General features: G+C 43.5%; 9 protein-coding genes. All 9 read right to left on the minus strand.

Features of this window, described 5'->3' with window-relative positions:
• Positions 1-121 precede the first annotated feature (121 nt).
• Complete coding sequence (locus E2K93_RS06080; protein WP_135438242.1) at positions 122-1546, minus strand: aldehyde dehydrogenase family protein; 1425 nt, start codon at positions 1544-1546, stop codon at positions 122-124.
• Positions 1547-1625: 79 nt separating this feature from the next.
• Positions 1626-2741: a trimethyllysine dioxygenase gene (locus tag E2K93_RS06085; RefSeq protein ID WP_135438243.1), complete on the minus strand. Its 1116-nt coding sequence runs from the start codon at positions 2739-2741 to the stop codon at positions 1626-1628.
• Between the two features lie 434 nt (positions 2742-3175).
• Positions 3176-3463 carry a GIY-YIG nuclease family protein gene (locus E2K93_RS06090; protein WP_135438244.1) on the minus strand — a complete coding sequence of 96 codons (288 nt, stop codon included), beginning with the start codon at positions 3461-3463 and terminating at the stop codon, positions 3176-3178.
• A 434-nt stretch (positions 3464-3897) separates the two neighbouring features.
• Positions 3898-5082, minus strand: coding sequence for an elongation factor Tu (gene tuf / locus E2K93_RS06095; RefSeq protein WP_135438245.1), 1185 nt, complete (start codon positions 5080-5082; stop codon positions 3898-3900).
• An 82-nt stretch (positions 5083-5164) separates the two neighbouring features.
• A complete protein-coding gene (gene fusA, locus E2K93_RS06100; protein WP_135438246.1) occupies positions 5165-7270 on the minus strand; it encodes an elongation factor G in 2106 nt (701 codons plus the stop codon).
• Between the two features lie 161 nt (positions 7271-7431).
• Positions 7432-7905 (minus strand): 30S ribosomal protein S7, encoded by a 474-nt coding sequence (rpsG, locus tag E2K93_RS06105; RefSeq protein WP_135438247.1) that lies wholly within the window; start codon positions 7903-7905, stop codon positions 7432-7434.
• 84 nt (positions 7906-7989) lie between these two features.
• Positions 7990-8364 carry a 30S ribosomal protein S12 gene (rpsL, locus tag E2K93_RS06110; protein WP_135438248.1) on the minus strand — a complete coding sequence of 125 codons (375 nt, stop codon included), beginning with the start codon at positions 8362-8364 and terminating at the stop codon, positions 7990-7992.
• A 236-nt stretch (positions 8365-8600) separates the two neighbouring features.
• Positions 8601-12836: a DNA-directed RNA polymerase subunit beta' gene (gene rpoC, locus E2K93_RS06115; RefSeq protein WP_135438249.1), complete on the minus strand. Its 4236-nt coding sequence runs from the start codon at positions 12834-12836 to the stop codon at positions 8601-8603.
• A gap of 77 nt (positions 12837-12913) precedes the next feature.
• Positions 12914-16942 carry a DNA-directed RNA polymerase subunit beta gene (gene rpoB / locus E2K93_RS06120; protein WP_135440418.1) on the minus strand — a complete coding sequence of 1343 codons (4029 nt, stop codon included), beginning with the start codon at positions 16940-16942 and terminating at the stop codon, positions 12914-12916.
• Between the last annotated feature and the right edge of the window lie 165 nt (positions 16943-17107).

The raw sequence follows: 17107 nt of genomic DNA on the forward strand, positions 1-17107 counted from the left end.
AATATCTAGATGATTTATTGACAGCAAATTGACAATAATTAGATCTCAAAAACATATCAACGCTAAAAAGAGCTTAAGCTGTTAACCTGACAAACTACTGCCTTAAAAAAGTATCAACACCTTAACCTGAAAACACCGCTTGTAATTCAACGTACTCACGCAGCCCTTCACGTCCCCATTCACGGCCGTTACCGGATTGCTTAAAACCACCAAAGGCACCTTGCGTGTTAAAATAGCCACCTTGGATATAGCATTGTCCGGCTCGAATTTGTCGCGCTATGTGGATCGCCGATTGGTTATCTTTGGCAAAAACCGCAGACGCTAAGCCATATACGCTGTCGTTGGCCATCTCAATTGCCTGTTGCTCATTCTCATAAGCGATAATACATAGAACCGGACCAAAGATTTCTTGTTGAGCTATGGTCATCTCATTACCAACATCAGCAAAAATGGTTGGCATAACGTATGCGCCATTTTGTAACAACGGACTTGTCTCGGTACCACCGGTTACGATTCGTGCCCCTTCTTTGATACCCGTATGAATATAATCGAGCACACGTTGTTTTTGCGCCAACGAACTTAATGGCCCCATCGTGGTTTTTTCGTTTAACGGGTCGCCGACAATATTTTGCTCGGCTACGTTTTTGGCAAGTGCTACTGCCTCGTCGTAGCGACTTTGAGGTACCAACATGCGCGTTAACGCACTGCAGGTTTGCCCTGAGTTAAACATCACATCGCCTACACCAAAGGTTACCGCTGTTTCTAAATCAGCGTCTTCAGTGATAATCATTGCAGATTTACCGCCTAGCTCTTGGCAAACGCGCTTAATGGTAGGTGCTGATGCTTGCGCAACTTTTACACCTGCGGCAGTTGAGCCGGTAAACGACACCATATCTACGTCAACATGCGCACATAGATGCTCGCCAATTTTATGACCATAACCGCTGATGACATTAAACACCCCCGCAGGGACTCCGACTTTGGCAAATATTTCAGCCATAATAAAATCTTGCAGTGGCGTTTGTTCAGATGGTTTAACAACCACGGTGCAACCGGTCGCCATAGCCGGGCCTAATTTTCCGACCAGTTGCGATAAAGGGTAATTCCATGGGTTTATTAAAACGCAGACACCAATAGGTACCTTAAAATGAGTGACGTTTTCTAGATGCTCAGCCTCATCAACATAATCGGTCATATCGGCAAATTCTCGAAACGCATCAATGGATGCTTGAACTTGCACTTCTCTGGCATGGTGAATAGGGCAACCCATACTTTGTGAAATCGCCTGAGAGAGATCCTCAAGGCGGTTCTGCATTTCATCAGCTATCGCTACTATAAATTGCTTTCGCTGCTGTGAAGACGCTCTAGACCATTCTGGGAAGGCTTTTTTAGCTGCGCCAATAGCACTATCAACATCTGCTAAGTCTGCACTTGCTGTTATCGCTATTTGCTCACCATTGGCTGGGTTAATAACGGCAATGCTCTGATCTTGATTAGCAGGCGTTTGCCATTGGCCATTGATATAAAACTGTTGATAGCTATGCATAGGGTTCTCAATAAAAAATTACACGGGCAAAAGGCTTATGAATCGTGGTCGCTTTTCATCTGACCTCGAGCCATATGGATTACTGTTGCCAAGGCGTTTGCTCTCTTAACGTTAGTATCTTACTGATAAAGTCTTCACGATTGGTATAACCACCGGCTAAGTGGCGGAAACCGCTAAACGCAGTTCGTGCATGCATGACACGCCAATTATCGAACCACACTGCTCGACCGGGTTGCAATTGAAAGTTGACTTGGAAGGCTGGATCATTAATCAATTGCTGAAAACGACCGTAGGCTTTGTAAAACGCTCTTTGCTGTGCAGGCGCCAACATAAATGGGCTGCGATCGTAATTATTAAAACAAATTTGTTTAAACTGCCCCTGGCTATTCTCGGTTACAACGCAATGTTCCGCTCTAAGCTGTATGCCTGGCTCTAAATAATGAGCAGGCACCTGTATTTGGGTAAGCAATTGGTACGCTTCAGGGTCTTCATCTTTGATGGTTTGCGCAACTTTAAAACCGTCTGCGAACTGATTAAAACCACCTTCGCCATTAAACGCTATGCAGTGCAACAATTGCAGACCCGGCGGATCGATAGTGTAGGTACCATCGGTATGTAATCCAATACCGACACTGGTATAGGCACTATCACTGTGCGCTTCATTGTTCGAGAAATCCCATAAACCACCAAATACGGTTTCACGAATATAACCGACTTGCTCTAACAGTTTTTTCGTGGCTTGCATGTCATTGGGCATGCCTGAAAATGTCACTAGGCCATGCTTTTCAATAGCATCAAGAACCGGTAAAAAGCCAGCGCTACTTTCGGTTACGTCATTAAAATCAAAGTTTGCGATTTGGTCTTGCAGATCACTGGCCCACAACTCATACGCCGGTGGAGCAACCGCATTAAACGCCATTCGATATAAGAAATCGGCGGCAAATACACTGCTGATACTATCGTCTTGCCAATGCAATTCGAGTGTCGCGCCATTGTCACCGATGTTAACATTTGCCACTTCAGGGCAATCTGGTAAAGCGAATGTCTCAACGTCACGCTGCAATGTACTGGTATTAAGGCTTGTTGCATCGGTACTGTGATCTCTTAACCAAAACAAACTAAACTCGCCCGTTTGATTATCAGAGAAAGTCACTAATAGGTTTTCATTTAAACGTTCAACACGTTGAATGTGCATTGCAGATTTCCTTTAAAAATGGTGTCAGTCACGTCGTTTTGTAAATGCCGCTAACACAGACAGCATTTTTGCGATGATTGCAGAACTAAACGACGTAAGTGTTATCTAGCCTTTGCTATGCGAGCTTACCGGAAAAGCACATACAATGGCATCAACATACGCTGAGTGACAGGATAATTAAGATTTAGGTAATATACCAGTGCTTCGCAAGATATAGGTAACAAACACCATGATGTTGTAAGTTCGAAGTGAATTTGAAGGGCTGCCTTGTGCCAAAGGAGACTAAATAATATCGTGCTTCAAGGGGTCAGATCACTTGAAACTAATTATTTCCGCTTTGTGCCAATAGCGGAAGTAGAAACTATGATTTTTCACCGTCATTGCGGCAAAGGCCGCAACCCCGATGACTACTCTGTGACTGTATATACTCGCACTTAAATAATATCAAAATATAAATCTCGCCAATCTGGATTCATTTCACCAATTAACCTCTCTTTCCATCGTCTATGCCATTGTTTTAATCTTTTCTCTCTTGTAATTGCATTATCCATATCGTCAAAAGTTTCAAAGTAAACTAATTTAGTTAGGTTATATTTGGCACTAAAACCTCTAATTGTCTTATGCTTATGCTGATAGACGCGCTGAATTAAATTGCTGGTTACGCCAATGTATAGAACAGTATTTCGCTCGTTAGAAAGAATATAAATTACAGGTCGTTTCATAATTGAAGTCCATTTCAAAAAATGAACTTTAATTATAGTTTAGATTTGTTTTTGAAAACGTAGTGGTAGGTATTTAGAGGCACACTTTTACGATACGGGGTTGCGGCCTTCGCCGCAATGACGGTGTTATTTTTGAGAGACAGCGTATAGCGGCTTATCGCTCTAACCAGACATTAACCTTTTCAATTAGTTAACGTCAAATATGTATTAAACGCGTAAAACAAAAAGAGCGCCGAAGCGCTCTTTTTTGGCTTTATTGTACGGCTCTAACGTCGGGCCAGAGGCCCTCGTCCTCACTCGCTAAAAACAGTCCAAGCGGACTGTTTTCTTAACGCGTTCGGTCATCAGGGAACACCGTGAAGCTGGCCTCAAAAACAAAAAGAGCGCCGAAGCGCTCTTTTTTAAGGTTTGGTTTGTAACCAAATCAATCGATATTAATCGATGATTTTAGATACAACACCAGCACCTACTGTACGGCCACCTTCACGGATAGCGAAGCGTAAACCTTCGTCCATCGCGATTGGGTTGATAAGCTCAACAACAAACTTCAAGTTGTCGCCTGGCATTACCATTTCTACACCTTCTGGAAGCTCTACTGCACCAGTGATGTCTGTCGTACGGAAGTAAAACTGTGGACGGTAACCTTTAAAGAATGGCGTGTGACGACCACCTTCATCTTTGGTTAGTACGTATACTTCTGATTCGAACTTGGTGTGAGGAGTGATTGAACCTGGCTTAGCAAGTACTTGACCACGTTGAACTTCATCACGCTTAGTACCACGTAGAAGAACACCACAGTTCTCACCAGCACGACCTTCGTCTAGAAGCTTACGGAACATCTCTACACCAGTACAAGTCGTAGTAGTCGTTTCTTTGATACCAACGATTTCTACATCTTCACCAACTTTGATGATACCGCGCTCAACACGACCAGTAACAACAGTACCACGACCTTGGATTGAGAATACATCTTCGATTGGAAGAATGAAGTCACCGTCAATCGCACGCTCTGGCTCTGGAATGTAAGTGTCTAGTGCTTCTGCAAGTTCTAGTACTTTCGCTTCCCAATTCGCTTCACCGTTCAATGCACCTAGTGCTGAACCTTGGATAACTGGTAGGTCATCACCTGGGAAGTCATATTCTGAAAGAAGTTCACGAACTTCCATCTCTACTAGCTCAAGTAGCTCTTCGTCATCAACCATGTCACATTTGTTCATGAATACGATGATGAAAGGTACACCAACCTGACGTGAAAGAAGGATGTGCTCACGTGTTTGTGGCATTGGACCATCTGTCGCTGCAACTACTAGAATCGCGCCGTCCATTTGTGCCGCACCTGTGATCATGTTTTTAACGTAATCGGCGTGACCAGGACAGTCTACGTGTGCGTAGTGACGAGTCTCTGTATCGTACTCAATGTGAGAAGTGTTGATTGTGATACCACGCTCACGCTCTTCTGGAGCGTTATCGATTTGAGCGAAATCACGTACTTCACCACCGTGAGTTTTAGTTAAAACTGCAGAAATCGCAGCAGTTAGAGTTGTCTTGCCGTGGTCAACGTGGCCGATAGTACCAACGTTAACGTGCGGCTTCGAACGTTCAAATTTTTCTTTAGCCATCTTAAATGTACCTTAAAGTTAAAGTTGCCTGTTATTACAGACGAGTAATTGAATTTGTTATTTTTAAATTTCAGGGGCAGTATTAATACTGACCACCCTCAATAATTGCATCAGTTACATTTTTTGGTGCTTCAGCATACTGCTTAAACTCCATCGAATATGATGCGCGGCCCTGCGTTGCACTGCGAAGGTCGGTTGCATAACCAAACATTTCACCAAGTGGTACAACGGCATTAACCAATTTCATGCCGGCAGGACCTTCATCCATACCTTCAATCATGCCACGGCGACGGTTGAGGTCACCAACAACATCACCCATGTTTAATTCAGGGGTGGTTACTTCAACCTTCATCACAGGTTCAAGCAAAACTGGACTTGCATCCAACGCGCCTTGCTTAAAGCCCATAGATGCGGCGATTTTGAATGCCATTTCATTTGAGTCAACATCATGGAATGAACCATCAAATAATGTGACTTTAATGTCTAGCATTGGGAAACCGGCGAGAACACCGTTATCCATCTGTTCGCTACAGCCTTTTTCTACGGCTGCCCAATATTCGCGTGGTACTGCACCACCAACGATTTCTGATTCAAACTGGAAACCTGCGCCTTCTTCAAGCGGCTCCATTTTAAGCCATACATGACCAAATTGGCCACGACCGCCAGATTGACGCACAAACTTACCTTCAACTTCAACCGCTTTGCGGATAGTTTCACGATAAGAAACTTGTGGCTTACCAACGTTTGCATCAACTTTAAATTCACGCTTCATACGGTCAACGATGATATCTAGGTGCAATTCACCCATACCAGAAATGATCGTTTGCCCAGTCTCTTCGTCAGTCTCGACTCTAAAAGACGGGTCTTCAGCCGCAAGCTTACCAAGCGCCATCCCCATTCTTTCCTGATCAACCTTGGTTCTCGGCTCAACAGCAACAGAGATAACTGGCTCTGGGAATTCCATACGCTCTAGGGTGATAACGTTTTGCTGATTACACAACGTGTCACCTGTGGTCACATCTTTCATGCCGATTAGGGCTGCAATGTCACCTGCGCGAACTTCTTTAATTTCTTCACGGTTATTTGAATGCATTTGCACAATACGGCCAATGCGTTCTTTTTTACCTTTAACCGGGTTGTAGACCATATCACCAGTGCTTAACACACCAGAATAGACACGAACGAAGGTTAATGTACCTACAAATGGGTCAGTCGCGATTTTAAACGCTAACGCAGCAAATGGCGCGCTATCGTCTGCTTCACGAGTGTCTTCGGTCTCATTTTTATCGTCTTTAATACCTTTAATCGCTTCAACTTCTGTTGGCGACGGCAAGTATTCAACAACAGCATCCAATACAGCTTGAACACCTTTGTTTTTAAATGCACTACCGCATGTAGTTAGTACAATCTCGTTTTTCAGCGTAAGAGTACGTAATGCAGTTTTAATTTCTTGCTCAGACAGTTCACCTTCTTCAAGGTATTTGTCCATCAGCTCTTCACTGGCTTCCGCAGCGGCTTCAACTAAGTTTTCATGCCATTCTTGTGCAAGGTCAACCATATCCGCTGGGATATCTTCGTATTCGAAGGTGGTGCCTTGGTCCGCTTCGTTCCAGTTGATCGCTTTCATTTTAACTAGGTCTACAACACCCGTGAACTCTTCTTCAGCGCCGATAGCTAACTGAATTGGTACCGCGTTTGCACCTAAGCGATCTTTACATTGCTTGACAACATTTAAGTAGTCAGCGCCCATACGGTCCATCTTATTGACGAAAACCATACGTGGGACTTTATATTTTTCCATTTGACGCCAAACCGTTTCGGTTTGCGGTTGAACGCCAGATGAACCACAAAGCACAAGCACCGCGCCGTCTAATACGCGCAATGAACGTTCTACTTCAATGGTGAAATCTACGTGGCCTGGAGTATCAATAATATTAATACGGTGGTCATCAAACTGACCCTGCATGCCTTTCCAGAAACAGGTTGTCGCAGCTGAGGTAATGGTAATACCACGCTCTTGTTCTTGTTCCATCCAGTCCATCGTCGCAGCGCCGTCATGAACTTCACCAATTTTATGAGATAAACCGGTGTAGAACAAAACACGTTCTGTTGTAGTCGTCTTACCTGCATCTACGTGTGCAGCTATACCAATATTACGGTAACGATCGATAGGGGTCTTACGAGCCACTAATGGATTCCTCTAAATTACGGATGTTCCTGAAACTAACTTTCAAAAGTATCAGCGATTTACTTTTGAAAATAAGCTTAGTTATTTTAATTATTAGCTAATGTGTTTTCTTGTTTTAAGTAAGAAAAGCGCAGCGGCAAATGCCGCTGCGCTTGTCATTATTACCAACGGTAATGAGCGAATGCTTTGTTAGCTTCAGCCATTCTGTGAACGTCTTCACGTTTCTTCACAGCTGAACCTTTGTTTTCAGAAGCATCTAACATTTCGTTAGCTAGGCGTTGAGCCATTGATTTTTCACCACGTTTACGAGCAGCGTCAACTAACCAGCGCATGGCTAGAGCGTTACGACGTACTGGACGTACTTCTACTGGAACTTGGTAAGTTGAACCACCAACACGACGAGATTTAACCTCTACGTGTGGACGGATGTTCTCAAGAGCAACTTCAAAAGATTCTAAGTGATCTTTCTCAGGGTTCTTTTCCGATAGAATGTCTAGTGCACCGTATACAATTTTTTCTGCTACAGATTTTTTGCCATCAACCATAAGGATGTTGATGAATTTTGCTAAAAGTTCGTTTTTAAACTTCGGATCAGGTAATATTTTACGCTGACCTACAACACGTCTTCTTGGCATTTTAAATTCTCCGATTTAGCTTCAGGGTTATCCCAAAACAATTAAATATTAAATGTTAGTTTGGCCTTACTTGACGGAGAACCGTTAAGATTTAGGGCGCTTAGCACCGTACTTAGAACGGCCTTGTCTACGATCGTTAACACCAGAACAATCTAGTGCGCCACGAACGGTGTGATAGCGAACACCTGGTAAGTCTTTAACACGACCACCACGGATTAGAATTACGCTATGCTCTTGCAAGTTGTGACCTTCACCACCGATGTAAGATGTAACTTCGAAGCCGTTAGTTAGACGAACACGAGCTACTTTACGTAGTGCTGAGTTAGGTTTTTTAGGTGTAGTAGTGTACACACGAGTACATACACCGCGACGTTGAGGACAAGCTTGCAACGCTGGAACGTTACTTTTTTGTACCTGCTTAACACGTGGCTTACGTACTAATTGGTTAATAGTTGCCATTATAGCTCCTGATTAGTTAAAACTGATGTGATTAAGGGGTATTTGGACCGCCTTTATTCACACCCTCATAAACGTGAAAAATCCCTACCATAACAGTAGGTCGCGGAATTTTATTAGTGATGGGGGTAACTGTCAAGCAAAGAGTCAAAGATCATTGATCTTTTTTGATCGATAAGTGTACAAAAAAGGGGATCATTGCGATCCCCTTTTAAAGTGCTTTAAACGTTGGCTAACAATTAGTCATTGTCAGATGGCTTGTCACTTTCTTGTGAAAGTTCACCAAAACTGCTTAGCATTTCTGCGTTCAGTGCGTCGGTTAATGCCTGCTCTGCATCTTCAGCAGAAACAGTTGATTCTTCTTCACCTTCAACAGCTTGCACTGCACGGTTCTTGTGATACGCATAACCGGTACCAGCAGGAATCAATCGACCAACGATAACGTTTTCTTTCAGACCACGTAAGTCATCTTTCTTACCAGCAACAGCTGCTTCAGTAAGAACACGAGTAGTTTCCTGGAACGATGCCGCTGAGATAAATGACTCAGTTGCAAGCGATGCCTTGGTAATACCCATTAGCATGATGTTGAATTCAGCTGGCTTCTTGCCCGCTGCTTCCAGTTCACGGTTAGCAATGTTAACGCGAGCAACTTCAACTTGCTCACCTGCTAAGAATTCACTGTCACCACCATCAAGGATTTCACACTTACGGATCATCTGACGTACGATAACTTCGATGTGCTTATCATTAATCTTAACACCTTGCAGACGGTAAACGTCTTGCACTTCGTTAACGATATAGTTAGCAACATCAGAGATACCACGTAGACGTAAGATATCGTGTGGCGACTCTGGACCATCGGCGATAACTTCACCCTGTAGTACAGATTCACCTTCAAACACGTTAAGTTGACGCCACTTAGGAATCATCTCTTCGTATACTTCACCACTTGGTTGAGTGATTTGTAGACGACGCTTACCTTTAGTTTCTTTACCGAAACCAATGATACCTGTCTTCTCAGCAAGAATCGCAGGCTCTTTCGGCTTACGTGCTTCAAACAAGTCAGCAACACGTGGTAGACCACCGGTAATATCACGAGTTTTCGAAGACTCTTGAGGGATACGTGCTAGCGCATCACCGATACCTACTTCAGCACCATCTTCAAGGTTTACGATAGCGTTACCTGGTAAGAAGTATTGTGCTGGAATTTCAGTACCAGCGATCATTACGTCTTTACCTTTGGCATCAACTAGCTTAACCATTGGACGCATTTCTTTACCAGCTGAGCTACGTTGTGCAGGGTCAGTGATAACGATAGATGACAAACCTGTTAGTTCATCAGTTTGACGCGTCACAGTTACCTGGTCGATAAGGTCAACAAATTTGATCTTACCAGCAACCTCAGTGATGATTGGATGCGTATGCGGATCCCAGTTTGCAATAGTCTCGCCACCGTTGATAGCTTCGCCATCTTTCTTACCAAGAATTGCACCGTAAGGAACTTTATAACGCTCTTTCTCACGACCTAGCTCATCAATAACAGTAAGTTCTGATGAACGTGAAGTAATAACTATCTTGTCTTCTGAGTTTGTTACGAACTTAGCGTTTTGTAACTTCAAAGTACCAGTGTTTTTAACTTGAACTGAGTTTTCAGCTGAAGCTCGTGATGCCGCACCACCGATATGGAACGTACGCATCGTTAACTGTGTACCCGGCTCACCGATTGATTGTGCTGCCACAACACCGATTGCTTCACCTTCGTTGATCATATGACCACGTGCTAAATCACGACCGTAACAATGCTTACAAATACCAAAGTCAGTTTCACAAGTAATGATTGAACGAACCCATACTTGATCAACAGAATGTTCTTCTAATGTGTCACAATCTGCTTCATCTAATAATGAGTTACGTGCGAACAATACATCTTCAGTACCTGGAATCAACACGTCTTGAGCAACAACACGACCTAGAACACGTTCGCGTAATGGTTCAACAACATCACCACCTTCGATAAGTGGTGTCATCAATAGACCATCTTCAGTGCCACAATCTGCTTCAGTTACAACCAAATCTTGTGCAACGTCAACTAGACGACGAGTTAAGTAACCCGAGTTAGCTGTTTTCAATGCCGTATCGGCCAAACCTTTACGAGCACCGTGAGTCGAGATGAAGTACTGAAGTACGTTCAGACCTTCACGGAAGTTCGCCGTGATTGGTGTTTCGATGATTGAACCATCTGGTTTTGCCATTAGACCACGCATACCCGCCAACTGACGAATCTGAGCGGCACTACCACGAGCACCAGAGTCGGCCATCATGAAGATTGAGTTGAAAGAGTCTTGCTCTTCCATTTCGCCGTCACGGTTTAAGATTTGCTCTTTCGATAAGTTGTCCATCATCGCTTTCGAAACTTTTTCGTTAGCAGATGACCAGATATCGATTACTTTGTTGTATTTCTCACCAGCTGTTACAAGACCAGATTCGAACTGTTGTTGAATCTCTGTAACTTCTTCTTCAGCTGCATCGATGATGGTGTATTTCTCATCAGGAATAACCATATCGTCGATACCAACAGACGCACCAGCGATCATCGCGTAGTGGAAACCTGTGTACATAATGTGGTCGGCAAAGATAACAGTATCTTTAAGACCTAAGTTACGGTACGCATGGTTAATTAGGTTAGAGATTTGCTTCTTACCTAAAGTTCTGTTGATGATTTCAAATGGAAGACCTTTCGGACATACCATCCAAAGTAATGAACGACCAACTGTTGTATCGATAAGTGAAGTAACTTCTTCACCATCAATCAACTGAGTGATACGTACTTTAACACGAGAGTGTAATTCGGCCATTTCGGTGCGGTAGGCTTTTTCAGCTTCTTCAGGAGAGCCGAATACCATGCCTTCACCTTTACCGTTAACACAGTCACGCGTTAGGTAATATAAACCTAATACAACATCCTGAGATGGTACGATGATTGGGTCACCGTTCGCAGGAGATAGTACGTTGTTGGTAGACATCATTAGCGCACGTGCTTCTAACTGAGCTTCAATCGTTAGAGGTACGTGTACAGCCATTTGGTCACCATCGAAGTCAGCGTTATACGCCGCACAAACTAATGGGTGAAGCTGAATCGCTTTACCTTCGATAAGTACTGGTTCAAATGCTTGGATACCAAGTCTGTGAAGTGTTGGTGCACGGTTAAGCATAACCGGGTGTTCACGGATTACTTCATCAAGTACATCCCAAACTTCACCAACTTCACGTTCTACTAGCTTCTTAGCCGCTTTAATCGTAGTCGCTAAACCACGTGCTTCTAACTTGCCGTAGATAAATGGTTTGAATAGCTCAAGAGCCATCTTCTTCGGAAGACCACACTGGTGCAAACGAAGCGTTGGACCAACGGTAATTACAGAACGACCTGAATAGTCAACACGCTTACCTAGAAGGTTTTGACGGAAACGACCTTGCTTACCTTTGATCATGTCAGCAAGAGATTTCAGAGGACGCTTGTTAGAACCCGTGATTGCACGACCACGACGACCGTTATCTAGAAGTGCATCAACAGACTCTTGTAGCATACGTTTTTCGTTACGTACGATAATGTCTGGTGCAACTAGGTCTAGAAGACGCTTCAAACGGTTGTTACGGTTGATTACACGACGGTAAAGGTCGTTCAAATCAGACGTTGCAAAACGGCCACCATCTAGTGGTACTAGAGGACGCAAATCTGGTGGAAGAATCGGTAGAACCGACATAATCATCCACTCTGGCTTGTTACCAGATTGAGCGAAGGCTTCCATAAGCTTAAGACGCTTAGTGATCTTCTTACGCTTAGTTTCACTACCGATTTCTGGCAGTTCTTCACGCATTTGCTCGATTTCAGCGTTAAGGTCAATTTCTTTAAGAAGCGCAAGGATTGCTTCTGCACCCATCTTCGCTTCAAATTCATCACCGTGCTCTTCTAGTGCATCTAGGTACTCTTCTTCAGTCAAAATTTGACCGACTTCAAGAGTCGTCATACCGGCTTCAGTTACCACGTATGATTCAAAATACAATACACGCTCAATATCACGTAAGGTCATGTCTAAAAGTAGACCGATACGAGATGGAAGAGATTTAAGGAACCAAATGTGAGCTACTGGGCTAGCTAGTTCAATGTGACCCATACGATCACGACGAACTTTAGTTAAGGTAACTTCTACGCCACACTTCTCACAAATAACACCACGGTGCTTCAAGCGTTTGTACTTACCACACAAACACTCATAATCTTTTACAGGGCCGAAAATTCGCGCACAGAAAAGACCGTCACGTTCAGGTTTGAACGTACGGTAGTTGATGGTTTCAGGCTTCTTCACTTCACCGAATGACCATGAACGAATCATGTCAGGTGAAGCTAGGCCGATGCGAATACCATCGAATTCTTCAGTTTGATTTTGTTGCTTAAGAAACTTAAGTAAATCTTTCACACTCTGTCTCCTGTCGGAGTTAACATCTGGGAGGGCTTGCGCCCTCCCGTTACATTCTTTTGCTTAGAACCTAAGCCTTACTCTTGATCCAACTCAATGTTGATACCAAGTGAACGAATCTCTTTCAACAATACGTTGAACGATTCAGGCATACCAGGTTCCATGCGATGGTCACCATCAACAAGGTTTTTATACATCTTGGTACGACCGTTAACGTCATCAGACTTAACAGTAAGCATTTCTTGTAGAGTATAAGCAGCACCATAAGCTTCAAGTGCCCATACCTCCATCTCACCGAAACGCTGGCCACCGAACTGAGCTTTACCACCCAGAGGTTGCTGTGTAACAAGAGAGTAAGAACCTGTTGAACGCGCATGCATTTTGTCATCAACCAAGTGGTTAAGTTTCAGCATGTACATGTAACCTACAGTTACAGGACGCTCAAACGCACGACCGGTACGACCATCATAAAGCGTGAATTGACCGCTTTCTGGCATGTCCGCTAGACGGAATAGTTCTTTGATTTCTTTCTCAGCTGCACCATCGAATGCAGGGGTTGCGATAGGCAAACCAGCACGAAGGTTATCAGCAAGACGCATTACTTCGTCATCAGAGAAATTGTCAATGTCCACAACTTGGCGAGATTCACCAACCGCATATACATCTTTCAAGAATGTACGCAGCTTAGCTAGCTCTTGTTGTTCTTTGATCATGCGGTCAATCTTCTCACCGATACCGCGTGCAGCCATACCTAAGTGAGTTTCAAGAATCTGACCGATGTTCATACGTGACGGTACACCCAATGGGTTAAGTACGATATCAACCGGCTCACCGTTTTCATCGTATGGCATATCTTCTACCGGAACTACGTTAGAGATAACACCTTTGTTACCGTGACGACCCGCCATTTTGTCACCAGGTTGTAAGTGACGTTTAACAGCAAGGTAAACTTTAACAATCTTAAGAACGCCAGGTGCCAAATCATCACCTTGAGTGATCTTGCGACGCTTGGTTTCATATTTCTTATCGAAGTCAGCTTTGATTGCATCATATTGCTCAGCAATTTGCTCAAGCTCAGTTTGTTGACCTTCGTCAGACAAGCTTTGCGTTAACCACTGATCACGAGACATACCGTTAAGGTCGCTCTCGTTCATGCCAGCAGACATAAGCAATTTCTTCGCACGAGCGTAGATACCATCTTCTAGAATTGAGAATTCGTCACCAAGGTCTTTCTTAACCTCTTGTAACTGCATTTCTTCAATTTCTAGTGCACGCTTATCTTTTTCAACACCATCACGGGTGAATACTTGAACATCGATGATTGTACCTTGAACAGAGTTAGGTACACGTAGCGAGCTGTCTTTAACGTCAGCAGCTTTCTCACCGAAGATAGCGCGTAGAAGTTTTTCTTCTGGTGTAAGTTGAGTTTCACCTTTAGGTGTAACCTTACCTACTAAGATGTCGCCACCTTTTACTTCAGCACCAATGTAAACAACACCAGACTCATCTAGCTTGCTTAGTGCTGACTCACCAACATTCGGAATATCAGAAGTAATTTCTTCTGAACCTAGCTTAGTATCACGAGCGATACAGCTTAGTTCCTGAATGTGGATCGTTGTGAAGCGATCTTCTTTCGTCACACGCTCAGAAATCAACATCGAATCCTCGAAGTTGTAACCATTCCAAGGCATGAATGCGATACGCATATTTTGACCTAGAGCCAACTCACCTAAATCGGTAGAAGGACCATCAGCTAACACGTCACCACGTTGTACCGGCTCGCCAACGTTACACGTTGGACGTTGGTTGATACAGGTGTTTTGGTTTGAACGTGTGTATTTGGTCAAGTTGTAGATGTCGATACCAGCTTCACCTGGAACCATTTCGCTTTCGTTAACACGTACAACAATACGAGACGCATCAACGTAATCTACGACACCACCACGCTTGGCTACGGCTGTTACACCAGAGTCAACTGCGATGGTTTTTTCCATACCTGTACCAACAAGTGGCTTGTCAGCTTTCAATGTAGGAACGGCTTGACGTTGCATGTTCGCACCCATCAATGCACGGTTCGCATCATCGTGTTCAAGGAATGGAATAAGTGATGCCGCCACAGAAATGATTTGCTGTGGAGATACATCCATATATTGGACTTGATCCGAAGACATTAACGTAAATTCGTTCTTGTGACGACATGGTACAAGCCCGTCAACAAGTGTGCCTTTTTCGTCTACTTCCGCGTTTGCCTGTGCAATAACGAAGTTACCTTCTTCAATTGCAGACAAGTAATCGATTTCATCTGTTACTAAGCCATCGATAACTTTACGATATGGTGTTTCTAGGAAACCGTAATCGTTAGTACGAGCATAAGAAGACAATGAGTTGATCAAACCGATGTTTGGACCTTCAGGCGTTTCGATTGGACATACACGACCATAGTGAGTCGGGTGAACATCTCGAACCTCAAAACCAGCACGTTCACGTGTCAAACCACCTGGGCCTAACGCTGAGATACGACGCTTATGAGTTACTTCTGAAAGCGGGTTGTTTTGATCCATGAATTGAGACAATTGCGATGAACCAAAGAACTCTTTAACGGCAGCAGATATCGGCTTAGCGTTAATTAAATCTTGTGGCATTACTGCATCAAGATCACCAAGAGACAAACGCTCACGAACCGCACGTTCAACACGTACAAGACCTACGCGGAACTGGTTCTCTGCCATTTCACCTACAGAACGAATACGACGGTTACCTAAGTGATCGATATCATCGACTTCACCTTTACCATCGCGAATAGCGATTAAGGTTTTCATTACCGAGGTAATATCGTCGTTAGATAGAACACCTTCGCCAGTAGATTCGCTGCGACCAACACGACGGTTAAACTTCATACGACCAACGTTTGATAAATCATAACGCTCTTCAGAGAAGAATAAGTTGTCAAATAAAGCTTCTGCAGCTTCTTTTGTTGGTGGCTCACCTGGGCGCATCATACGATAAATTTCAACAAGCGCTTCTAAACGGTTACTTGTTGAGTCGATGCGAACGGTGTCTGACATGTATGAACCACAATCGAATTCATTCATGTAAAGAGTGTCTAGCGACTTATGACCCGCTTCAACTAGCTCAGCTACTGATTCAAGAGTTAGCTCGTCATTCGCTTGTGCGATAACTTCACCGGTGCTCTTGTTTACATAGTCTTTCGATAATACACGGCCAACGATGTAATCAGCAGGTACTTCAAGAGTACTTACTTTTTCTTTAGCTAATGCACGAATGTGGCGAGCAGTGATACGACGACCTTGCTCTACTAATACATCACCACTTGGCATCTTGATATCGAATGTCGCGGTTTCACCACGAAGACGCTCTGGAATCAATTCCATAACCATCTTGCTTTTCTTGATATCAAAACGCGTGGTTTCGTAGAACATTGCCAGAATTTCTTCTGTTGAATATTCTAATGCACGTAAGATGATAGACGCCGGTAATTTACGACGACGGTCAATACGTACGAATAGATTATCTTTCGGATCGAATTCGAAATCTAACCAAGAACCACGGTAAGGGATTACACGTGCATTATAAAGCACTTTACCCGATGAGTGAGTTTTACCTTTGTCATGATCAAAGAATACACCAGGTGAACGGTGTAACTGAGATACGATTACACGTTCAGTACCATTGATAACGAACGTACCGTTCTCTGTCATCAATGGGATTTCGCCCATGTAAACTTCTTGTTCTTTAATATCTTTAACTGTACCAGGGGCAGCTTCTTTATCGTAAATTACCATACGTAATTTAACGCGTAGAGCCGCAGAATAGGTTACGCCACGGATTTGACATTCTTTAACGTCAAATAAAGGCTCGCCTAAACGGTAGCTAACGTATTGTAATTCTGAATTACCAGAATAACTTTTGATTGGGAATACACTACGGAATGCAGCTTCTAAACCAACTGTACCCGTTTCATCGATATCAATAAACTTGCGGAAAGATTCGAGTTGGATAGACAACAGGAATGGATAATCCATTACCTGAACGCTCTTACCAAAATCCTTTCGAATACGCTTCTTCTCAGAATAAGAGTAAACCATGGGTTCCTCATCTTGCTCGTTATGGCCAACCTGACTGCCAGATGGCACGGTCAGGAGTAAATCTTTTTAAATTTTAAGCAAATATCTCTTAGCTTATTTGCTTAAAACTTACACTCAGTTCTTTATATAAAAAAAAACCTCAACCGGCGAAAATCTTCGCAAGTT

The sequence above is a fragment of the Thalassotalea sp. HSM 43 genome, from assembly GCF_004752005.1.
GTDB lineage: Bacteria > Pseudomonadota > Gammaproteobacteria > Enterobacterales > Alteromonadaceae > Thalassotalea_A.

What these genes read in the sequence shown, in the direction of transcription:
- E2K93_RS06080 (WP_135438242.1), bottom strand. Translation starts at nt 1,546, where the DNA reads ATGCATAGCTATCAACAGTTTTATATCAATGGCCAATGGCAAACGCCT.
- E2K93_RS06085 (WP_135438243.1), bottom strand. Translation starts at nt 2,741, where the DNA reads ATGCACATTCAACGTGTTGAACGTTTAAATGAAAACCTATTAGTGACT.
- E2K93_RS06090 (WP_135438244.1), bottom strand. Translation starts at nt 3,463, where the DNA reads ATGAAACGACCTGTAATTTATATTCTTTCTAACGAGCGAAATACTGTT.
- tuf (WP_135438245.1), bottom strand. Translation starts at nt 5,082, where the DNA reads ATGGCTAAAGAAAAATTTGAACGTTCGAAGCCGCACGTTAACGTTGGT.
- rpsG (WP_135438247.1), bottom strand. Translation starts at nt 7,905, where the DNA reads ATGCCAAGAAGACGTGTTGTAGGTCAGCGTAAAATATTACCTGATCCG.
- rpsL (WP_135438248.1), bottom strand. Translation starts at nt 8,364, where the DNA reads ATGGCAACTATTAACCAATTAGTACGTAAGCCACGTGTTAAGCAGGTA.
- rpoB (WP_135440418.1), bottom strand. Translation starts at nt 16,942, where the DNA reads ATGGTTTACTCTTATTCTGAGAAGAAGCGTATTCGAAAGGATTTTGGT.